Here is a 21,707-nt window from a genome sequence, read left to right on the forward strand (position 1 = left end):
TCCTCAGAAATTAATTATCTTTGGCTTGTTCTGGCCATAGTGGCGAATAATACCCTAAAATCCCCTACGGTTTCATTACGAGCTTCCCGATAAATGAATGCATTAGATCCACTAAAACCATCTTTTTTGCTGCGCAACCCAGATGTGCAGAATATCCTTTCCAGCACTGGGATTAGAAAACTGTTATTAAAACGCCGAATGAAAGCGTTTTTGGATCACACTAGCGATCATTTAATCAATAGTGGCGTCGAAGACCAAGGCGTCGTTAACAAGTTCATCGGCTCCGAATCTAAAATAGATACTAGTACCACTCGCCAAAGTTTTTCACAAAACCAAGACGTACAACTCTCCGGGGAACTCACCTTCGATAGAGCTAACCAGCAAGGCCTTGTCATCCTCATTCATGGTTGGGAGGGCTCGAGTCAATCGGCCTATGTTCTTTCTGCAGCTATGGCTTTATTTACTGCGGGTTACAACGTATTCCGTTTAAATCTTCGCGACCATGGTGACAGTCAACGACTCAATCAAGGTTTATTTAATTCAACTTTAATTGACGAAGTGAACGGAGCTATCAAATCAATTCAGCAACAATGGCCCCACAGCGACAATTATCTTGCGGGTTTTTCTCTAGGAGGAAATTTCGCTTTGCGGGTGGCTTTATCAGCCAGGCGAAATCAGTTGCGGTTTAACAAAGTCGTTGCTGTATGCCCGGTCATTGACCCCGCTAAAACACTGACCGCACTAGAAAACGCAAACTTTTTCTACCAGAAATATTTTGTTAGCAAATGGCGAAATTCCCTGCTAAAAAAATTACGTCACTTTCCCGGTTACGCGTATGGCGATGAGCTAAAAAAGCTTAGGTCCTTAGCCGACATGCACGACTTTTTCGTACCTCGCTTTACACCATTCGATAATCGTAATGAGTATTTTGAGGCTTATCAAATAACACCCGAACAACTAGGTTCGCTAAAATTAAGCACAACCATCATCAATAGTTTGGACGACCCAATCACCTGCGCAGATTTTTTGCCGCAATCACAATCATCAAAAAACCTCTCTTTTTCGATTACTGAATTTGGCTCTCATTGCGCATTTCTTAAAGACCTAAGAATGAATAGCTGGGCCGATGAAGCTTTAGTGAGTATTTTTCAAAACCCATAGAGTCTGACCCACAACAAATAACTAGCGACAAATTTCTGGCGGAATTATTTTTAGCAAGCCACCGATAAAATAAAGTCGCTTTATTGACATACCAATAATTTTTATTTCAAAAGCCCTAGTCAGCTAAAAAACTGTAGCTACACTTTTAATATCGGATCGAAATCCCTCACTAAAAGTAATGAGCGCGCTACATGTTAATCCCTGGTAATTTTTTGTTTCGTTTTTTATCTTTTGGGCTTACACGAATCCATTTCGAATCAGTTGGCATCAGCCTGTTTTTATTTTTTTATGCCGCTGGCTCATATTCCGCACCGGCTATTGACGACAAAAAATCTTCTTTTACATCGCGAAGTACCGCCACCGCATCAACAACAATTGGCATAACTTTGGTCATACCGCCGCGTAAAACGTTGTCCGTTTTGGACCAGGACTTATCTGGAATAGATCTCAACCCACAACCCGCAAAAGGATTCAATTTTGAGTTTAGCGACAGCTTCGGCTCTGCCGCCACCGGCGAGAAAGCTATAAAGTCTTTTTGCGCCAGCGTATCGCCAATTTTGCCGAGAACAATCTCGGCCGGTTCCGCCGACAAATCTATTAGCCTCTTAGCCACAGACAAAACATCTGAGAGCTTAATTAATTACTGTAAACGCCAGCCTTACCAAGGGACAGAGAGCAAAAAAGAGCGCAATGAGGACCTCACAGTAGTTATCGCACCGATATAAGCGCTGCCACTAAAACTGAGAGAGCGCCCCGAAATGAGCAAATATTGAACATCACCACCCTCATTTATAGACCTCTAATCGCTAATTTAAGCCACTACTCAGAAGCTCCCGCCAATAAATGTACATTTCTCGACGCAAAGGTAAACTTGAAAAGTAACTTATTGAAAACACAAGGTTTTACTGATGACAGTCGGGTGCAAGCATAAGAAGACAAGCGGTCTATTCGCGATTACTTCGCTGGTATTTCTGTATTGCTCCCACGCCTTCAGCGCTATTCAAGGTGAAGCCGGTGCTGAATCGTCGACAGCAACCACCACCATCACCTTAACTCTGCAACCTAGCATCCAAATTTCAAATGTCGGTGACATCGTTTTGAATGTGACAGACCGTAGCCAAGATTTAATTGCGGAAGAGCGTATTTGCGTGCGCGGCAATGTAGGTGGACGCTATAGCGTCATTGCAGCTGGCCAAGATGGAGGTAAAAACCCTTTCCAGCTACGCAGTACTTCTGGCGACTCAATCGCTTACCAATTGTTTTTTCGTGGCGATCTTACAGCAATAACCAGCGATGAATTATCACCAGGACAAGCCTCGCCGTTTTACTCGATGAAGACACAAAACCCAGATTGCAATGGAGAAGATAGCGCAGCGTTTTCTTTATTGTTCAAATCGAGTGACTTGCTACCCGCAACACCCGGCACCTATGGTGGGTTCTTGACCCTAACTGTTGCGGCGGAATAAATATGAATAGAAATATTTTATACAACAAACAGACAAGGCAGTCTCATTTGAGTGAGCGTAGACCATGAATTATTTAACTAAATTTCGTTCCACTAGTTTAAGCATTTTGTTTTTGCTTTTTTTTATGCCCTTCGCCACGGCCGATATTTATGTCGATAGAGCCATTGTTCGGCTAGCCGCTGATGAAGAGCCGCGCAAAGACATCAAAGTCATTAACAACGGTGACGATGTTGGCTATGTAGAAATTGAAGTTTTCGAAGTGCGTAATCCTGGAACGGAACAAGAAGAAAGAGTAAAAGTAACCGATCCAGAAGAGTTAAAACTGATTGTGAGCCCAAGCAAGCTGGCGATCCCTGCCAACAACCAAAAACTTGTACGTATTGTTAATTTAGCACCGGGTGAAAACGACGAAAGGATTTATCGGGTCAACGTCACGCCGGTATTGCCGCCGTTACAAGATGACGAAGGCTCAGTCGTTCGTGTTGTCGTCGCCTATCAACTGCTCGTTATTATTGATCCCGCGAACCCCCAGGAAGATTTAGAAATTCGCCGCGAAGCTAATCAACTGTTCGTCAAAAACAATGGCAATACCAATGTATTAATTAGCAATGGAAAACAGTGCGAAGCCAATGAAGAGGCTTGTGTCGATATCGCGGCACATCGAGTTTACCCAGGAAATCTTTGGCAAGTGGAACTTGAAAAAGAATTACCCGCAACCTTAACCCTTACCAACTTCAATGGCGTGCGAGAGTTTCGCACCGAATAATATTGCCGAGCAGTCAATGAATTTGCAGAGAGTGTATTTAAATGTATTTTGCGCTAGCTTTTTATTGCTGGCGCAGCACTCTTTTGCTCAAGATATTGTTGATATAGATACTGCTCCGCCACCGATAATCATTCCTGAATCCACTACAAACCCCTCGATCGACAAGTCTCAGTTTAAAGTTGATCCCGTCGCGCCACCGAAGCCAACATTGGAGCTCTCTCTCACACCATCCGATTCCTTCGTACCACCGGGTTTCGAATCACTTAACGAGCCACAAACGACATTAGTTGATATCTATTTCGCTGGGCAATTTCTAGCCTCACAAATCGCAACCTTTAGTGCTAAAGAAATCACGCTGTCAAAGCCAGAAGAAATCGTTAAAAATATTCCATATTTAAAAAATGGAGACCTGGTCTTAAGCAACTTAACTGGTCCCATCACCACAAACTTGGATTCGCTTTGCCAATACCAAGGCCAAAGGGATTGTGGAAAATTAGCGCCAGAAGTATCCGGTGTTATTTTTGACGAAAATCGTTTTCGCGCAGACCTTTTTATCAATCCAGATTTTTTCACCATTAAAAATGCTGGCATACAAAAATTCCTACCCGCTTCCGATAGTGGTTGGTCGTGGCTACAATCAATGAATGCGGCCTATTCTGGCATTACCGAATCTAAGGATGAAAACTACACCTTAAACAGTAACTCAACATTTGCTTACCAAGAAAACCGTCTGCAAATTATTGGCAGTGTGCAAAACGACGGCATCAACAATATAGACACTGCTGTCATTAGTCGCGACTGGCAGGGAAAAGAATATCAACTAGGATATTTTCGCAGTAACAGCGGCAGCTTCCAATTCATGGGCGACTCACCCATTCGTGGTATTCGCCTCGCCAGCTCTTTAAAAACCCGCGAAGACCTGCGACAAACCGCCGGCAACGAATTAAAAGTGTTTTTGGCTGAACGCAGTGAAGTATTATTATTTAAAGACGGCCGACTCATTAGCTCTCGATTTTACGATCAAGGCAACCAAATTTTAGATACGACGCAACTACCTGACGGCGCCTACGACATCACCATTCAAATTCGAGAAAGTGGAGACCAAACCCGAGAAGAAACTCGGTTTTATGTTAAAACCACACAACTACCACCTACCGACCAAGCGCTTTATTTTTTCGAAGCCGGTGAATTACTTAATTTAAAAAGCAACAGTGGTTTTGCAAACAATACTGGCCTCACCTTACTAAGAGGAGGCTATCATGATCGTTTAAGCGATCAATTTGGTATCCTCGCAGGCCTCAGTCAAGTGGAAGACAATTACTCACTTGAACTTGGTTTGACCCATATCGGACGTTTTCATCAATTCAGTATGGGAGCATTCTCAGGTAACGATTCCAAAATCGGCGGCAGCGTAAATCTTCGAACACAATTTTCGAATTTTTTTGTCAACGCCAACATCCGCAAGGTCACCAATAATAATTATGACCCCAATGACCTAAGTGACTTCATCGGCGAATCTAGCGCTCAATCATCATTAACAGTGTCTACCGCCCTACCCTTTGGCCGATTTGAATTATCTGCGCGTACCAATCGCCGCAACAACGAAACGTTAAAAAATTATTCATCACGATTTGAATTCCCCCGTATGCGCGTCGGCGTGAGTGAAATGTTATCGGGCATCACCTTTAGCCGAGAAAACGGCGTCAATTTTGGCTTAATGACTTTAGAACTCCGTTTAAATGGCAAGCACTTCACAGCTCAGTTACAACCGGAATACGCTATTAATGACAGTAACAATAATAACGCCTCAAATGATTTTCAAACACGAGGCGTTGTGAGCTGGCATGATAGAGACATTTATTCAGATAAAGATCTACGAGTCGATGTACGAGCGCGAAACCAAAGCAATCAAAATAGTTATGGCGCCGAAATGGATTTAGCCACCCAAAGCGGTCGCGCGCGATTACAGGCCGAGCATATTCAAAAGGATGATCAATCATCAACGAGAATTAATGGCAGTGCATTTACCAGCTTTTTATTGAACGACTCGACCGCAAAATTAGGCAGCAGAGACCAGTCGCAAAGTGCCGTTTTGATTAAAGTAAGTGGCGAATTGACTGACGCTAGTTTCGATGTTCTCGTAAACGGTAATCCTCGAGGCATCGCCTATCCGAATAAAACGCTCGCCGTAAATCTACGCCCTTACGAGCGTTATCAAGTGCAATTACGTCCACGGGGCAGTTCGTTTGTCGATTATGATCAGAAAATAAAAGATGTCACCCTTTACCCAGGTAATATCGTAACGCTCGAGTGGGAAGCCTCAGAGCTTGAGGTAGTATTTGGACAGATGTTTGACGAGAATGGATTCCCTATCGCCAACGCATTAATCAGTGGTGTTTCTGGATTTTCAACAACCGACGATGATGGTTTATTTCAAGCGGAGATTCGTCGCGGCACCAAAACAATTAATGTCGAAACTATCGAAGCCAGCTGTGAAGTCGACCTACCCAGTTACAAAAGTAAAAACGGGATCGGTGCATTGGGTAAACTAAAGTGCAGCCTGATAAAAAAACAATTAAATGCAGGTATTTAATTGCACGATTCTAAGATTAACTTCCTTTCTAGTTCTCGTTTTTTTCAAACAATATTAATTAAAGTTAATATTGTTTGAATCACCTTGTACAACCGTTACATTTTCCGGATTAGAAAAACGCATTGCAAAATTATTATCTTCTGCTGGTTCATCTCGCACCGCATTACAGGTAAACGCTGCGGTATAATTTCCGGGCGCTAAAAACCCGATGGTAAACGAGTGATTCGAACTAGAATTAGATCGAGACACAACCCCGGTTGCAATTGGGTCGCCAGCATTGCCTTGAATATCCTGCGCCGTTACTGTGCCATCAAAGAGATAAACAACGTTCCCTTCGTCATTACTGATGCCGTTGTTACATGTTGAGCTGGTGATAAGACTTTCTGCAACAGTACCACGCAATGTGCCAGATTCTTGGGTACGAGCCAAACGCAAGGACGGCCTCAATTCGAAGACATTCGCACCCATATCGAAAACCGACTTACGAAGATCAAAATCAATTGTAAAATCAGTTTCATCTTCATTATCAATGGTAAAATTCAAATTAATTTGTAACTGACTCTCAAAGCCCGCCCCGATCGGCAAATCAAATCGTTGATTATTATTCAACTCAATAAAGGCATTGGCATCGTCAACGATCAAGCGAATATGATCATACTCCCCTTCCGCCAAACTAATATCATCCAATAAAATTTCGCTAAGACCATTTTGAAAATCCAACAAGTTATCTTCAAATGGTGGATCTAAATTAAAAGATATAGCAGCATCATTGCGCGGCTTCACCTCGATTCCGGTAATTGGAATCACCACACTTCTCGCACCTTCAATCGGACCATCGGTGATTGACAAAGTAAAACCACTGGTGTCATTGCCAAAACCGTCATTATCATTGGTACCACGACAGGCGGATAATCCGAGCACGAAGATCAAGACAAATAAAAAACTTTTACTAATCAAATAATTCAAACCACTTTACCTTTACTTATTAATTTCTAAGATTACGCGCTAAAACCTATACTGGGTTAACGTCGTTTTTGCTCTAACACTGCTGATAAGCCACGCCCGTGCCCGCGAGTCCGCAATAACCATTGGGATTTTTTGCCAAATATTGCTGATGATACTCTTCAGCATAATAAAAGTGATCAAGCGTTTTTATTTCCGTGGTGATGCTAGCTTTACTGACGCCGAGAAATTGCTTTGATAGCAAGGTTTCGTACTGCTGCTTGCTGCGCTGAGCCTCATCGAGTTGTAACGCAGTTGTTGTATAAATACCCGAGCGATACTGAGTACCACGATCATTGCCTTGTCGCATGCCTTGAGTGGGATCGTGGGATTCCCAAAAGGTTTTCAATAAATCGCTAAAACCTATCTTCGCGGGATCAAAGACCACCAACACCACTTCGTTGTGACCGGTTCCACCCGTGCACACCTCTTCATAACTTGGATTAGGTGTAAAACCACCTGCATAGCCAACAGCGCTGCTAAAAACACCGGGTTGCTGCCAAAAGCGTCTTTCTGCCCCCCAAAAACATCCCATGCCAAAAGCTGCGGTCTGAAGGTTTTCAGGGAACGGAGCCTTGATCGGATTACTGTTCACATAGTGGCGATTGGTAACAAACATCTCCACTTCTCGACCCGGCAGTGCTGTTTCTTTTGTCGGCATCTCCAATTTTTTTCCAAACACTTTTCTTACTCCAAAGCGACTCTAGCGATCAACACGGATAATTTTAAGAACGAAGCCTAGCGCGAATCCATGGACAAGATCTAGCTCGAATTGCTTCATAAGGAAGGAAGTTTTTTAGACAGTTGTACAGCAATTCACACTTTTGACTGTCTTAACCGGGAATTTGAGGGGTTCTGCTATCTCAGTTATATTATCGGCGAAATTAAATTCATTATCGGAGCGTAGCGCAGCTTGGTAGCGCACCTCGTTCGGGACGAGGGGGTCGGAGGTTCAAATCCTCTCGCTCCGACCAAACATCCGTTTTGTCTCCGCTGAGGATTCCCGGCCTGCTGCGCAGTCGTTCGTAAACGCAAAGCAATACTTTGCTAAAAAACGTTTACTCACCCTCTCGCTCCGACCAAACATCCGTTTGGTCTCCGCTGAGGATTCCCGGCTTGCTGCGCAGTCGTTCGACTGCCAGGACGGCAGGAGTGCAAATAAAGCAGGAGCACTTATTTGCCTAATTGCATAAAGCTGTCGCTTTATAAAACGCTCTTCTCACCCTCTCGCTCCGACCAAGGATGAAACGTATTCAGGATTTAATTCAGATTAATTTTAGTTTCTGAATCATTTACTCTGGTCTTTTAATTTGATGCATATTTATTACTATTTAATATGTTGTAACTCATAAATTAATCCAAGAATTTCCAAGTATCGGCGCCATCAAAGTGGCGAACCCGGATGCCTTTAACTACGTCTCGTTCAAAATTTCTCGTATTGACGCCAAAGATACTATCACTTTTGATTTCTAGCGGTTCCCAATGCGTCGTACACCCGCAACTTCTACAACGAACCGTTCTAAGCGTCTTTTCCCCCCAAATGTATTCGTCTGTATTTTCGGGATGACCAATTATTTTGATCTCCTCTCGTTTGTAATACGCCCAAAGTGCTCCCAAGCGACGATCAATAGAACAATTGCAGTCAGTTACAAAATCAGGCTTTTTTGAAACCTCAATTCTTACTGCTCCGCAATGACATGTCGATTCAATCATGAAGTAAATTTCTCAGCTTTGTCGGAAAAATTCCTATCCATTTATTTACTTTTAGCATGCCGCGCTTTGAGCGTCGCATGTCTGAACTTGTTATGAGTGGTCTTCCACGTACTTTACAGAAGACAACTCTTCTAAAATATTGAGTGCTTCTATTTCTGGAATTACTTTTCTGAGCATCTTCGTAAGACTAGGTTTCAAGTGCTTGAACACATTTTCATAAGTAATATTTTGCAGCTTGATAAATATCGCAAGAGCAAATATATGCTCTTCTTCAGATAGATAACCACTTCGATTGTGTTGCCAGCCTTGTGAGTCTAGATCAGCAAATTGCGAAAAGTTCGATGCAGAATTTGCCATGAAAACTCCAAAACCTAGAAATGTTGCTGCTATATCAGTAGCAAACTCCCAATTTTCCCAGCCGCCTGGAGGTTCTTTTTTACAAGAGCCGGTGAGGTAATGTGCTAGCTCGTGCGCAAATGTTGCTACAAGTTGAGCGGGGTTAGCAACGATGACGGGGTTGTAGGTTATGACTACTTCAGTTTGGTCCTTTGCCTCAAACGTTCCTAATGGATTTGTTGGTACGTTCCTAACAGCTATTGTTGGTGACACCAGAGGATTCACATCTTCCTCCTGTCGCTCAAGCCTGCAAGGCCAATCCTGCATACCGGCGAATCCCTTTACAGTATTGAACGTTTCAACAGCGGCTTCTTCTTCACTTTCTACCTTTGAAGGAAAAAATTCTTTCGTTGGCAAAACTAATTTGGTGTTTTTATAAAAATCTTCCCCACCATAGTTCTTCAATAACCATTTATAGGTCGCCACCTGAAATTCAGCGTCATCAACAGACAATAGTGGCTTCGACTTAAACATTCCTAACATAACCAACTCTGATGAACTCAGAACTCCGCAATGTGCGGATTTGATAAGTGAAGGCAAAGCGGGCGCTTATAAAAGTCAAAACGTTTGCCTTGTTATGCATTTTTACCACAGTATTTACAACCGCTCAAATTCAAGTTGATTCATGCAACCAGCCTTGGAAATTTGACTCATCACCATTTTTAGCTGGTCGTAAGGCAGCCCTTGCGTGGCTTGAAGTTTAATTTTTGTGTCTTCTGAGCAGGAAAGAGACTTCAGTTCACCTTCTAGGTCAACTACTTTTTCGGAGTTTATAAAAACTTCTTCGCGGTGAATCGATATTGTTAATTCTTGAGCTTCCTTTTCGCAGCCAGCAACGAGAATCATAAATGTTGAAATAATTACGATATTGATTTTCATATATCCATAACGCCCGGCTAAGCCGCCGGAACGGAGTTGATTGTTTCGTGCAAGCGTAGCCAAAAAGCACAAAACACGCGACGCAGTGGAGGTCCGTTTGAGCCGTTTATTATGGTTGTACTTTTTCACAAGTTGGATTTACCTTAAAACCACTTTCAATTTCCTTTGGCTCCAAAAGAAGCCTTTCATTTTTGCAAGATAATTTAATATCAGGAGCCCACGCAGGCGTTCTCATGTGAGAAACATACGCCCATTTTTTACTCCCGTCGGGCCCAACAAAACACAAATTAAAATATTCAATTCTGTCTAGTGGTACTGCCCACCGAACCAAAGACCACTTGTACGTGATTTCAAAATTAAAACTACCTTCCTTATCTGTAATAGCAGAATGCGCTTCTTGACCACTGCTAGTAGAACAGGAATCATTAACCCCGTAAGCAAATTGAACATTATAACCTTCAAGTCCTACCCCATCTTCTGTTAACACACCAGAAACATTTGGAGTTTCAATATTCTTTGATGGAAAAGGAACGCATCCTGCTAAGGTACTGGAGATAACAAAAAACGCAGTAATTTTTTGTAGATACTTCATCTCTACCTCAAAAATCATAACAGCTTAATAGATAGCATGGCGAGGTCTAGGCATAAGGTACACATATACCCATGCTGCATACTTCCGACATTCATAGTCAGAAAAAAAATTCTATATTAGGACTGGTTTTATACAAAGGGAATGATTAGAAGCAGAAATATCCTGTCGTGGAAATCGACACAGCCTTTTATGATATTTGTAAGGTCGAATACTACACAAACTGGCGATGAGGGTGAATCTTTTATTTTTCTGGGGGCGTCGCCCCTACTGTTCAGCTGTCTTGAGTTCGATCAGCTGCAACGTATCTTCCTCTCACCCCAAAAAGATCGAATTGTAAGATCAACTGCTGAGTAACATGATGCTGCGTGTTAATTTTGCGGACCGTCTGAGGCACGGATGCCGAAGTCGAGCGGCACATGGATGTGTTTAAGCGTATCTGCAAAATTAACATGAAGCATCATGTTACGGGATTAATCATAGCGCAGACTAATAGATCTAAATTTCGCTTTAAGTTTTAGTTTCTGAATAAGGTAGTTTGGCTTTCCAAATAATATTATGTATTTTTATCTGAATAGCCTTATATCGACATCGCTTTTAAAATCTAGAGCCGGTAGAGAATTTTTTAAAACGATTACTTATACTCGAAGAATCTTCACCGGCAAGGTATTGACACCTACCCGATGAAATCGTGTGCGTTCGACTTGACCATCAACCCAAAAATCAGTCGTCTGTTTTAATAACTCCTCAACTGCAATGCGAATTTCTAGAAGCGCCATTTGGGCGCCGATACATAAATGAATGCCGTGGCCGAAGGTTAAATGTTTATTGAGTTTGCGATCAAGAATACAGCGATCGGGTTCGGGAAATACCGATTCGTCGCGATTGGCTGCGGCCCAAAACATATCAATTTTTCCCCGGTTTCGATTGTTCGTCCGTTCAAGACTAAGGTTTTACCTGCCCGCCTTGGCATTACCTGAACGGGAGTATCAAAAAGTAAAATTTCTTCAATCGCCATGGGAATTGCTGAAGGGTTTGCACGTAATTGTTGTTGATCTTCCAGATTATTTGCCAAATATAAAAGCACATTACCGAGGCCGCTGGTCGTTGAGTTATGCCCAGCACTGATAAGTAGACGTAACATACCTGCAGCGTTTTCATCACTGATTTGTTCACCTTCAATCGTCGCGGCGAGAGTTGAATTTTTATTTTTGAATTAAATCTTGTCTTTCAGATTTAATTTTTTGCTCAAACAATTCACAGGCTGCGCGTCGCAAACCTTTATCGGCATTGGTATTACTTTCAAAACGTGTCGCGAATTGTTGGTAAGCTCTGGTGTCATCGGTAAAACGCGGCCAATAGGGAAGACCAGTGCCATTAGGATTACCCTGCTTGGCAAAATTGGTCCAGTAATTAACCATAAGATCCGACAAAGCGCGATCTTCTTCGGTGTAGGCAGCTCCCATAATGCCCTCGGTTTTAAAAACGCCGAACACATAGGGAAGTTCAAAAGAGTGAGCCGCGCCCATATTTTCTCGGCCAGGAATCGATTGCTCAAACTGATAGGCGTAAACCGGTAGTTTTTTATTGTTGTGCTCCGCTGCAGTAATCACCGCGCCACAACGCAAACTTGTATCCGTGGCCCATTGGGCCGCTGGACTTCCAAGCACAGGGTCTATATCTACCGCTTCCTCACTGGTGAAACCATAAACTGCCAACGCTTTTGCCTCGGAATCCCTGTAGTAATCGCTAAGAATATTGCGAAAATCTGCATCTTGAACACGTGCGAAACCTTCCCGTGCATTATTGCCAATCATTAAGTTAACGGGATGTTGTCGATGGTTTGCGAAAGTAACGACAGGATCTTCAATTAACACATAGTTATCAACGATAGGTCCTAGAGAAGACTGTGGCGGCGCTGAAGCAAAACGGGTCCACGTTTTTAGTAAATCCCCTGCAGACTGTTGACGTAATTGTGCGATGGTTTTATTCGTCGCCAATTCTTCACTTGAAAAATCTTCTTTTGAAAACCCTTCTTTGGAAAACCTACGCCCTAAAGCTTCTGCTTCTTGCAGTGTCGTCATCGGTGTTGGTCGAATTACCGATCCACTTTGAATGATGGCACTTCTCGCGAGATCTTTCGCCAACGGAGAAGTTAATTGTGATGTCACACTCATACCACCTGCAGACTGGCCGAAAATGGTAACGGCTTTAGGATCGCCGCCGAATTGCTTAATATTTTTTTGCACCCAGCGCAGTGCCGCTTGTTGATCCAATAAACCGTAGTTCCCCGATACATTATGTTGTGACTCAGCACTTAATTCTGGATGTGCAAAAAATCCGAAAATATCTAGACGATAATTAAGCGTCACCAGCACAACGCCCCTTGCGGTAATTCGGTCGCCATCAAAAGACGAATCACCACCGGCACCGCCGGTAAAAGCACCGCCATGAATCCACACCATGACCGGTAAATTTGCGGAAGCATCTAGTTTTGGTGTCCACACATTGAGGTAAAGACAATCTTCGCTTGAACTCGCAGCGATCTCGGTATTCCAACCCGCGTTATTTTGTGTGCAAGCGCTACGATAAGAATCAGCTTTTAGCTCGCCTTGCCATTGAGGGACTGATTGCGGTTCGCGCCAACGTAAATTTCCAGTTGGCGGTGCAGCGTAGGGAATACCCAGAAACGCGGCGCTTTCACCCGTAAAGGACACGCCGTGCAGCATTCCCGATTCGATACGTACGACCGTGTCTGCGGCGCATACAGCATTGGGAATAACCGCTGTAAATATTAACGATATAATCGCAAGGTAAATTCGGCGGGAAGCTCTATCAGATTTCATATCTCTCTCACTCGTTTGAATAGATCGTTTGACGCAAATTATTGATGCAAAGATTTGCGTAGGCTCCATCCGCAACTAAAAAAATTCCCAATTAAACCGAAGAATTTTTTTGGTTCGTCTCAACCCAAGCTGAATTTTAGCGGAAATATAAATTTGTCTTGCAGCAATCATCGCAAACAAGAAGAAAAAGACTCCGGCATGCTGACGGCCAACGAAACATCAGCCGCTACAGCGAAGAAATACCGGAGGAAAGTTCTCCAGGGAAGTTACTACATCGAAAAGAGTAAATAGCACCGAGACAATTGCTTTTTTCAATCCGGTTTCACAGGACACAGTTTTTCTGCATAGAAACCGACAATATCGATTCTCGGTATATAAAAATAATTGGACAGCATCTGAAATTTCAACGCACTCCGCTTCAGCAAACTCCAATCGCAATTCACCTAATGCTCGACCAATCTTTTTCGTTCTTATAATGCTAAATCTAAAAGCAACAATCGAAAACAACTATTGAATTTGAACTGTGCTTTGTAATTTAATATCTGAGGATGAAGGCCCGACAAGTAAATTGATTTTTCCCGACTCTACTTCAAACTCTTGCTTTTCTTCATTCCACCAAGCCAATGAGCTCGCCGCCAAAGAAAGTTGAACTACCTTACTCTCGCCCGCTTTAATATTGACTCGTTGAAATGCCTTTAATTCTTTAATTGGCCTACTGACTTTTGAATCGACATGTTGTATGTAGAGCTGCACAACTTCATCACCACCCCTATCGCCGCTGTTTTTAATTTCTACGCTGACATTTATAGAATCGGTTTTATCTATTTCACTATTACTCACTTTAAGATCACTGTAATCAAAGCTCGTGTAACTTAATCCGTAACCAAATGGATACAGCGGCTGCTCTTTCATGTACATATAAGTACGGCCATTACGTAAATCGTAATCCATTAATGGTGGCAATTGGTCAAGAGACTTCGGCCAAGTTTGCACTAAGCGCCCAGCCGGGTTGTAATCGCCAAACAACACATCAGCCAAACCATTCCCCTGTTCTTGCGCGGCATGGGAAATAGTTAAAATGGCGGGAATATTTTCTTCAGACCAATTGATGGCGTAAGGAAAACTGGAAATCAACACCACGATGGTATTTGGATTTGCAGCATAAACTTGTTTAATTAATTCTTCCGTCGGCAAATCGATAGATTCACGATCTCTACCTTCACGGCCATCACCCGCAACTAGACAGGGTTTAGTTGAACCATCAGGATTAAACGCGGCGAAGGGAGGATTTGTAGCCCCACACATTGGATCATTACCCACAACAACCACGGCGTAGTCAGATTTTTTCGCTGCTTCTAGCGCAGCATCGTCAGAATTATCTCGCGCGTAATTGATCTCGATGTCCGTACCTGCCCGATCAGTAATTCCTTGCAAAACACTCACGGCATAAGGCGTTACACCACTGTAGAAATCAAACAAAACTTCATCCGCTCGATCACCAATAACGGCGATGGATTTGGTATTGTTTTTATCAATAGGTAAGAGATCGTTATTATTTTTAAGAAGGACAACCGACTCACGTGCAACTTCGCGAGCCACTGCTTGGTGCTTTTCACTAAGCCAAGGCTCTGCTTCACCGTCAGTGCCGATGACTGAGTAAGGTACATCTTTAGGGTCATCGAGCATCCCTAGCTTTAGCGTGGGTTTTAATTTATTAGCTACAACTTTATTGAGATCGTCCTCGGTGATTTTATTTTCTTTTAGCGCAAGCTCAATCATGTCGGTTGCGTTGTCACTTGAAAAGTCCAAATATTGATTCACACCCGCTTTAACTGCCGCCGCATAAACATCCAATTCATTGTCGAGGTATTTGTGTCCGCTCACTGCATGACGCTGAGCGCCGGCATCAGATGAAACTATCCAATTAGCTCCCCATTTTTCTGCGACAACTTCTGTCAACATGGGATGAACTAACATCGGTACGGAATTCCACGCGTTGTATGCTGTCATGTAAGATTTCGCACCACCTTCCAAAAATCCCATTCGAAACGGCGCGGCGTAGTATTCATACATCAAACGCTCATCAAAATTTGAAGAAGAACTTGATCGGTTTGTTTCATTACTGTTGGCGACAAAATGTTTTAATAACGTCCCCGCTTGCCAATAATTAGGATCATCGCCCTGAATACCTTTAATATAAGCCACGCTCATGGTGCCAGTTAAAAAAGCGTCTTCACCGAAACTTTCATCATTTCGACCCCATCGTGGATCGCGGGCTAAATCAGCTGTGGGCCCCCATAGCATTAAAGTGTTTCTATTATATTTTTCATTTTGCGTAATATAGCGACCTTCATAACCAGCCACACCGCCAGCTCGCTTGATCAAATTTGGATTCCATGTCATTCCCATCCCCACTACTTGAGCAAAGGAAGTCGTTGGGATGGCCTCACCAATGCCTGGCCCACCACGGCTGACCACTTGATGGATACTTTCCGAGCTTCCTGGGTCTGGGATATTTAATCGTGGCACTGCGGAGCTATCAATAACCGCGAGCTTTTCCTGTAAACTTAGCTGCGAAACAATATCGTCGGCGCGCTCATCTATACTGATTTTTAAATTTTTAGAGGAATGTTGATTATCTGGTTTCGATGAACAAGATTGAAATATAAATACAGCACAAACAATAATTAAAAAATTTTTCATTAAACTTCCCATAATATCTATTAGACTAATACACCAAAATATTTTTTAATTCCCGCGATCTTCGATGGTTGCTTCTATAAAGACATAACACTATCCAGAGTTAGCTCTGAACTTTCACTAATTTTATCGAAGACAGCAATTATTTACTGACCCAGCCTTTTACTTTTTACGTCCCAATCAGCATCAACACACAAACCGCAGTTTGGACCAACAAAAAGCTTCGCCGCGTTTTGATCGCCGCGCAGTTGCCAGTTCAACCAGCTCACCGCAACCGGTGCAACACGACCACCATTCTCTTGAATAAAAGTGCCACCATGGCCCACATCAAGATTCGCCATCATTACTGGAACAGTATTTATGCGTTCGTAGTCATCAACAGCGTTCGCGTAGGCAATATCCGTTGGGCCGCCAATTAAATAAATAACCGGTGTATGCAAAGTTTTTAGCGTGTCCTTGCCGATATCCATTCCAGATTCAGAGTTCATCATACCGGGCTTAAAAATTCCGCTGTTATGAACCATCACCGTCGCTACACGCGTGTCTTTCGCAACTTCCAGCGCTTGCAGACCACCACAACTCCAACCGCCAACAGCGATTTGTGAAGGATCGATACGACCATAATAAGGGCTGCCTTCGCGAGCATTTTCAGATAAAGCCCAATCGATTGCCTCGATCAATTGTGAAGACCTTGTCGCCGGTGGCGGAAAATTTCGTGGCGCATTAGGATCTCGTTGTTGTCGCGCTACATTGCGTGCTTGTTCATTCGGTTGATCAGATGATGGTGGCGCACCGGGACCGCTTAATATTTTTCCGTTGGCGATGGCAAGGTAACCATGCGAGGCGATTTCAGTTAGATGAAAACGTCCTCCCGCACCATCGGGAGAACAACCGCCATTACCCCAAGCGAGCACACCTAATTTTTGTTCGCCTAAAGCAGCGAGATTCTGTGGCCGATAAACAACGTGATCCGGCAAAGAAGAATCCATTTCCTTTAATGCTGGGAAAGGCCCAGTACCAACATTGTCAGGTTTACTATGGAACTCTTTCATTGCTGCTTGCATTGCAGCGGGATCAAATTCTGGTGTTTCCGGCTTTGGTTCATCTGCTGCAAAAGCTAATGACGTTGAAAAAAGTAATCCGACCATCGAAAGCTGGCATATAAGTTTGAGGTTCATTTTTAATTCCTTGGGTATTATTTATCGCGGATTATTTCAGGCTTAATACTTCATTAATCGAGCGTAATGCAATGGCTCTCATGGCGGCATAACCTTCTCGATGAGGATGAACACCGTCATTACTCAACGCAGGATTTAATTCTCCGTTTGCGCTTACTGTTACGGCGTAGTAATCGGCATACACAAGCCCGCGTTCTGCGGCAAATTGTTTTAACCAAGCATTGAGCGAGAGAATCAATTGTTCTGGCTTTGATTCCGGTTGCCATGGAAAAGAAGTTACCGGGAGTATACTCGCAAGCACGACCTTAATATTATTTGCCCTAGCTAAATCAACCATCGCGCGAATATTGTTTTTAAAATCTTCCGGACTATTCGGGCCGGTATTTCCTGCTAAATCGTTGGTGCCCGCCATAATATGAACAGCGCGAGGATGCAGAGCGACAACATCTTGATAAAAACGCAGCAACATTTGCGGACTCGTCTGACCACCAATACCGCGATTCACATTCCCATCACTAAACAGTGACCCATCTCCTACTTCCCAACCTGCGGTGATAGAGTCACCAATGAAAACCACTTTGACTGGCTGATTCGCAATACGATTATTTTCTTCTTTGAAGCGACAAAGGTCGGGGAAATCTCTGTTGCGGCTTTCCTCCCTACTCTGCATCATCGCGACAAATTGCGGATCACCGGGCTTTGGCATAGGCGGCATCTTCGCCCCAGGCTCCATCATCGCTTTGAGATATTCTGGAGGTGCGCCAGAAGAAGTTTGCTCAGGGCAAGGATTCTCTGACATGCCTGAAACGATCGAGGATTGTGAATGAGCTATCTTGGTGTTTACGAGAAAAATAAGAATAAGAAGGATAACCGAAGTAATTTTCAAATCGCGTTTCATCGCATTTTTTCCAATAGTCTATTTACGTTAGGTAAAAATATTTAGCAACACCCGACTTGCGCTCATTGTACAAACCCTTGCTGACCGATCCACGCGTAAAAACTCTCTAACCAATTATCAACAGGTAAATTTTGTTTCGCTGCACCAAAACCATGGCGACCTTCAGCGTAAACGTGAAGCTCTGCAGATGCACCAGTTGCTAACCAATTTGAAAACAGTTCAGGCATACGAGTCGCTAGGGGATCGTCGGCCGCAGCAGCAAAAAAAGCCGGCGGGAGATCCGCCGGTAATTCACCAAGCACGAAGGAATAAATAACACCAACAAAATTCGGGCGATCATTAATTTCCGCGCGCACCGTCGCGCCACCAGACACTGCACCGCCGGCAGAAAAACCGATAATGCCAATTTTATTTGGATCAATTCCAAATTCTTTTGCCCGACTGCGCACGAGTTTAATAGACTCCTGGCCATCGCGAATACCAGCAAGTTCCACTTCGCCTAACTCCATGCGCGGCAGTCTAGGCCTAGAATTCGCACCGCTATTGTTTGAACTTGTTGCCGCCATCATAGCTTCGACCGTTTTCCGAATCTCCGCAGGATCATCCGGCATACGGTGTAAACGATATTTTAAAACAAAGGCAGTAAAACCCCGATCAGTCAACCACTGAGCAACATCTAATCCCTCATTTTTATAACTTAACACCCGAAAACCTCCACCAGGCGCGACAATCACTGCGGTTCCATTCCCCGTGCCCGGCTTTGGTTTAAATACGGACAAGGTCGGCTTAACGACATTCCAAACTAAGGTGTCCGTATAGGGTTTGTTTAAGGTTGTATTTTCAATTTCAATCAATCCTTCTTTTTGAGTCCATTGTTCTGACCCTGGCGCAACACCTTGATAGAGCGGTATCACTTGTGAAGGCGTTTGCGCATTGGTCGTAAACGTGGAGAACAATACGAATGTAAACAATATAAGTTTTGAAAAATATTTTTGTTTTATTCTTATCATCTCGTTACTCAATTTGAAATTGATCTTAAAAAAACTTTTAGTGTTTATACAGAAAGTTTAAAAATTAACATCCAAACTCACGCCGACTTGTCGTAGTGACGCCGCTGTTGTCCAACCCGAGAAGCCATGCACGCCGCCAGTTGGGTTACCCGGATTAGGCGGCGTAATTGAAGGCCCACCAAAAATTGTAGCCGGCTCTCGCTCTTCACTTAAATTTCGCCCAAATAGTGAGACGCTCCATTGACCATCCGGTGCTCGCACACCAATACGCGCACTAAAATTCCAATGGGCATCAAGAATGACACGATCATCACCTGTGGGGCCCATACGCATATCGCTTTTATAAACGGTATCGGCTGAGAAGAATGCTTCGACCGTATTAAAGTTATGCGCGTACTCGCCGGATAAAGTGAACTTGGTTTTTGGTACACCCACTAACTGCTCTCCACCCAAATCGGTAAGTACGCCACCAACATCGCGTAAATCGTCGGGGTTGTAACCTGTCCAATCACTTGGATACTCGGCGATGTTGTAAATAATTCCACCGTTTAATGTCAATCCATTTAAGGGCTGTCCGTATAAGCCAATCTCAATCCCTTTTGTTTTAACTGAGTCAACAGATTCCGGCGTACAACCTAGTGCGCCACTCGGCAACAAGCGACACTGTTGTCCTTGATAATCTTGGACATCTGTTAAAAAGATATTGGCATCAAAGCCTAAACTACCATCGAGTAACGAACCCTTTAGCCCTACTTCAAAAGCTAAGGGAATTTCTGCGGCAATTACTGTCGTAGGTTGACCTTGTGCAGCCGGACTCACTTGAGGGCCTTTATAACCGCGAGTAAGTGTCGCATAGCTGCTGATATCTTCGTTGACCACGTATTGCACGCCGAGCTTACCTGACACATTAGTTTCAGATAATGAACCGCGCACAGGTTCTGGATTAGTGAGAGGGTCTCCATCCGTTAGAGTGTTCAAATTGCCACTGCCCTGATCAGACAACTTCTGATCTGTATAGCGAAGGCCAAAAATCAAACCTAAATCATCGTTGACGTGGTAGGTCGCTTGCCCGAAAAGAGCAAAAGATTTGTTAGATGTATTTGTCGTCGAGGCTTCATCTACGGGATGGATGGTAATCATAGGAGCAGGCGGAGGCCCAGTCGGAATTGTGACGAAAACGTCAAAGCCACCGCCAGGAAGAAACCCCGATTCGTCTGTGTATTTAGAATAAAATCCGCCAACGATATATTCTAGCGGGCCATCAACGGGTGAACTGTAACGAATCTCTTGAGAAAAAAGATCTGAATCGCGAGTCACATCAGTATCGAAAATTTGTAAGGGATCGTTAAATAAACCACTGATGTCAACGCTGTTTGGACCGGATTCTACTTTTCGATAGCCGGTAATAGAAGTCAGAATCCCATCCCCAACGTTCACATCAAATTGAGCAGACAAGCCAGTATTTTCAGACTCTCTTTTTTCATCGTTATTTCCACAACGCTCGTTATTATCTAAGTTGGCGACAATGCCACACGCATCCAATTCACTTTGTAAAACGGCATCCGCGATAATGTAGTTAAATTGTGGATCGCTATAGTTCTGTTCGAGCTTGTCATAATCCGCGATAAGATTCATTTCAAAAGATTCGCCTTCATATCGATACCGGGTACGAATACTGTAATCCTCTAAAAGTGTGTCCTCGTTTTTAAAAACATTGCGTTGCACACCTTCTGTCTCATCCCAGGTCGCGCTGACGCGAATAGCGGAGTTATCACTCAAAGGAATATTTACCAAACCTCGCACGGTTGCTTGGCCATAATTGGAACCTAATTGATCCGCATTCGAATAATCGACGTGGAACCGAGAAGAGAAATTGCTGGAGTCTGGCGCAACGGTCACCATATTAATAACACCGGCTGAAGACGTTAATCCGAACAAAGTACCCTGAGGACCACGCAAAACTTCAACTCGCTCGACATCAAAAATATTATTGATATTCACATTACCTTGCGGCACGCCGTCAACCACAATGCCGACCGCACCTTCCGCAGAACGGGTGAAAGAATTAGTCCCAATACCGCGAATCTGACCGCCGCCGCCTGGGCCGCCAAACGCTTCGATCATTTCTAAAGCCGGCGTCGCGCGAGCCAAATCAACAATCGTATAAATACGTTGGTCATCCAACTGGTCCTGGCCAATAACCGTCGTCGCAACAGGGACATCCTTTAGTTTTTGTTCGCGCTTTTGTGCGGTCACAACGATCTCATCTGAATACCCTTGGGTTTGCGCCGTTGCGATTCCAGACCCAAGCGTTCCGCCAATGCCGATAGCTGTTGTTAGCATCGCTAGTTTTTTTACTCTCATAATGGATACCTTTATTTTTTAGATTTTTTTATTGGGTCAACTGCGCAAAGAAAACAAGCTATAAACGACCGTAATGGTGGGAATACTGTGACATCAAACAGAACGGGAGTCAGGTTATTCGTTTTCAAGTCAGTTACCTTCGGGCC

The 21,707-nt window shown here is 43.6% G+C and carries 17 protein-coding genes, 1 tRNA gene and 1 pseudogene; 5 read left to right on the forward strand and 14 right to left on the reverse strand.

The window, feature by feature from the left end:
* Positions 1–93: 93 nt before the first annotated feature.
* Positions 94–1,161 carry a YheT family hydrolase gene (locus tag ACYUCY_RS07680; protein WP_460225883.1) on the forward strand — a complete coding sequence of 356 codons (1,068 nt, stop codon included), beginning with the start codon at positions 94–96 and terminating at the stop codon, positions 1,159–1,161.
* A gap of 286 nt (positions 1,162–1,447) precedes the next feature.
* Here the strand turns inward: ACYUCY_RS07680 and ACYUCY_RS07685 are convergent, their stop codons facing one another.
* Entirely contained in the window at positions 1,448–1,753 is a 306-nt protein-coding gene (locus tag ACYUCY_RS07685) for a hypothetical protein (RefSeq protein WP_460225884.1), read from the reverse strand.
* A 316-nt stretch (positions 1,754–2,069) separates the two neighbouring features.
* Between ACYUCY_RS07685 and ACYUCY_RS07690 the strand changes: the two genes are divergently transcribed.
* From ACYUCY_RS07690 to ACYUCY_RS07700, 3 genes are all read left to right on the forward strand, one after another.
* Entirely contained in the window at positions 2,070–2,627 is a 558-nt protein-coding gene (locus tag ACYUCY_RS07690; protein WP_460225885.1) for a hypothetical protein, read from the forward strand.
* Positions 2,628–2,751: 124 nt separating this feature from the next.
* Positions 2,752–3,393, forward strand: coding sequence for a fimbrial biogenesis chaperone (locus ACYUCY_RS07695; RefSeq protein WP_460225886.1), 642 nt, complete (start codon positions 2,752–2,754; stop codon positions 3,391–3,393).
* 16 nt (positions 3,394–3,409) lie between these two features.
* Entirely contained in the window at positions 3,410–5,986 is a 2,577-nt protein-coding gene (locus ACYUCY_RS07700; protein ID WP_460225887.1) for a CS1-pili formation C-terminal domain-containing protein, read from the forward strand.
* A 54-nt stretch (positions 5,987–6,040) separates the two neighbouring features.
* Here ACYUCY_RS07700 and ACYUCY_RS07705 read toward each other — a convergent pair whose 3' ends face one another.
* Both ACYUCY_RS07705 and msrA read right to left on the reverse strand, forming a co-directional pair.
* The gene (locus ACYUCY_RS07705; RefSeq protein ID WP_460225888.1) at positions 6,041–6,952 is read right to left on the reverse strand and encodes a DUF4382 domain-containing protein; all 912 of its coding nucleotides are present in this window, start codon (positions 6,950–6,952) and stop codon (positions 6,041–6,043) included.
* A 73-nt stretch (positions 6,953–7,025) separates the two neighbouring features.
* Positions 7,026–7,649, reverse strand: coding sequence for a peptide-methionine (S)-S-oxide reductase MsrA (msrA, locus tag ACYUCY_RS07710; RefSeq protein WP_460226226.1), 624 nt, complete (start codon positions 7,647–7,649; stop codon positions 7,026–7,028).
* 236 nt (positions 7,650–7,885) lie between these two features.
* Between msrA and ACYUCY_RS07715 the strand changes: the two genes are divergently transcribed.
* A tRNA-Pro gene (locus tag ACYUCY_RS07715) sits at positions 7,886–7,962 on the forward strand.
* Between the two features lie 379 nt (positions 7,963–8,341).
* On the opposite strand, the gene ACYUCY_RS07720 is transcribed toward ACYUCY_RS07715, so the two are convergent.
* The 11 genes and pseudogenes from ACYUCY_RS07720 to ACYUCY_RS07770 form a co-directional block, all read right to left on the reverse strand.
* A complete protein-coding gene (locus ACYUCY_RS07720) occupies positions 8,342–8,701 on the reverse strand; it encodes a GFA family protein (RefSeq protein ID WP_460225889.1) in 360 nt (119 codons plus the stop codon).
* Between the two features lie 90 nt (positions 8,702–8,791).
* A complete protein-coding gene (locus ACYUCY_RS07725) occupies positions 8,792–9,580 on the reverse strand; it encodes a hypothetical protein (protein ID WP_460225890.1) in 789 nt (262 codons plus the stop codon).
* Positions 9,581–9,694: 114 nt separating this feature from the next.
* Entirely contained in the window at positions 9,695–10,105 is a 411-nt protein-coding gene (locus ACYUCY_RS07730; protein ID WP_460225891.1) for an ExbD/TolR family protein, read from the reverse strand.
* Positions 10,086–10,568 carry a hypothetical protein gene (locus tag ACYUCY_RS07735; protein WP_460225892.1) on the reverse strand — a complete coding sequence of 161 codons (483 nt, stop codon included), beginning with the start codon at positions 10,566–10,568 and terminating at the stop codon, positions 10,086–10,088. The genes ACYUCY_RS07730 and ACYUCY_RS07735 overlap by 20 nt, the downstream gene beginning before the upstream one ends.
* Before the next feature lie 635 nt (positions 10,569–11,203).
* A pseudogene (locus tag ACYUCY_RS07740) lies at positions 11,204–11,709 on the reverse strand (cytochrome P450).
* Between the two features lie 61 nt (positions 11,710–11,770).
* A complete protein-coding gene (locus ACYUCY_RS07745; protein WP_460225893.1) occupies positions 11,771–13,411 on the reverse strand; it encodes a carboxylesterase/lipase family protein in 1,641 nt (546 codons plus the stop codon).
* A 507-nt stretch (positions 13,412–13,918) separates the two neighbouring features.
* Complete coding sequence (locus tag ACYUCY_RS07750) at positions 13,919–16,114, reverse strand: glycoside hydrolase family 3 C-terminal domain-containing protein (RefSeq protein WP_460225894.1); 2,196 nt, start codon at positions 16,112–16,114, stop codon at positions 13,919–13,921.
* A gap of 143 nt (positions 16,115–16,257) precedes the next feature.
* Positions 16,258–17,289, reverse strand: coding sequence for a poly(ethylene terephthalate) hydrolase family protein (locus tag ACYUCY_RS07755; protein WP_460225895.1), 1,032 nt, complete (start codon positions 17,287–17,289; stop codon positions 16,258–16,260).
* Between the two features lie 31 nt (positions 17,290–17,320).
* A complete protein-coding gene (locus ACYUCY_RS07760) occupies positions 17,321–18,187 on the reverse strand; it encodes an SGNH/GDSL hydrolase family protein (protein WP_460225896.1) in 867 nt (288 codons plus the stop codon).
* A 62-nt stretch (positions 18,188–18,249) separates the two neighbouring features.
* Entirely contained in the window at positions 18,250–19,197 is a 948-nt protein-coding gene (locus ACYUCY_RS07765) for an alpha/beta hydrolase (RefSeq protein WP_460225897.1), read from the reverse strand.
* A 57-nt stretch (positions 19,198–19,254) separates the two neighbouring features.
* The gene (locus tag ACYUCY_RS07770; RefSeq protein WP_460225898.1) at positions 19,255–21,561 is read right to left on the reverse strand and encodes a TonB-dependent receptor; all 2,307 of its coding nucleotides are present in this window, start codon (positions 21,559–21,561) and stop codon (positions 19,255–19,257) included.
* Positions 21,562–21,707: the final 146 nt, after the last annotated feature.

This window comes from Aurantivibrio infirmus (assembly GCF_054767315.1).

Bases quoted from the DNA above. Each gene is read 5' to 3' on its own strand.
- ACYUCY_RS07750 (WP_460225894.1), bottom strand. From the start codon at position 16,114: ATGAAAAATTTTTTAATTATTGTTTGTGCTGTATTTATATTTCAATCT.
- ACYUCY_RS07690 (WP_460225885.1), top strand. From the start codon at position 2,070: ATGACAGTCGGGTGCAAGCATAAGAAGACAAGCGGTCTATTCGCGATT.
- ACYUCY_RS07765 (WP_460225897.1), bottom strand. From the start codon at position 19,197: ATGATAAGAATAAAACAAAAATATTTTTCAAAACTTATATTGTTTACA.
- msrA (WP_460226226.1), bottom strand. From the start codon at position 7,649: ATGCCGACAAAAGAAACAGCACTGCCGGGTCGAGAAGTGGAGATGTTT.
- ACYUCY_RS07760 (WP_460225896.1), bottom strand. From the start codon at position 18,187: ATGAAACGCGATTTGAAAATTACTTCGGTTATCCTTCTTATTCTTATT.
- ACYUCY_RS07735 (WP_460225892.1), bottom strand. From the start codon at position 10,568: ATGAAGTATCTACAAAAAATTACTGCGTTTTTTGTTATCTCCAGTACC.
- ACYUCY_RS07725 (WP_460225890.1), bottom strand. From the start codon at position 9,580: ATGTTAGGAATGTTTAAGTCGAAGCCACTATTGTCTGTTGATGACGCT.
- ACYUCY_RS07680 (WP_460225883.1), top strand. From the start codon at position 94: ATGAATGCATTAGATCCACTAAAACCATCTTTTTTGCTGCGCAACCCA.
- ACYUCY_RS07695 (WP_460225886.1), top strand. From the start codon at position 2,752: ATGCCCTTCGCCACGGCCGATATTTATGTCGATAGAGCCATTGTTCGG.
- ACYUCY_RS07755 (WP_460225895.1), bottom strand. From the start codon at position 17,289: ATGAACCTCAAACTTATATGCCAGCTTTCGATGGTCGGATTACTTTTT.
- ACYUCY_RS07770 (WP_460225898.1), bottom strand. From the start codon at position 21,561: ATGAGAGTAAAAAAACTAGCGATGCTAACAACAGCTATCGGCATTGGC.
- ACYUCY_RS07720 (WP_460225889.1), bottom strand. From the start codon at position 8,701: ATGATTGAATCGACATGTCATTGCGGAGCAGTAAGAATTGAGGTTTCA.
- ACYUCY_RS07700 (WP_460225887.1), top strand. From the start codon at position 3,410: ATGAATTTGCAGAGAGTGTATTTAAATGTATTTTGCGCTAGCTTTTTA.
- ACYUCY_RS07745 (WP_460225893.1), bottom strand. From the start codon at position 13,411: ATGAAATCTGATAGAGCTTCCCGCCGAATTTACCTTGCGATTATATCG.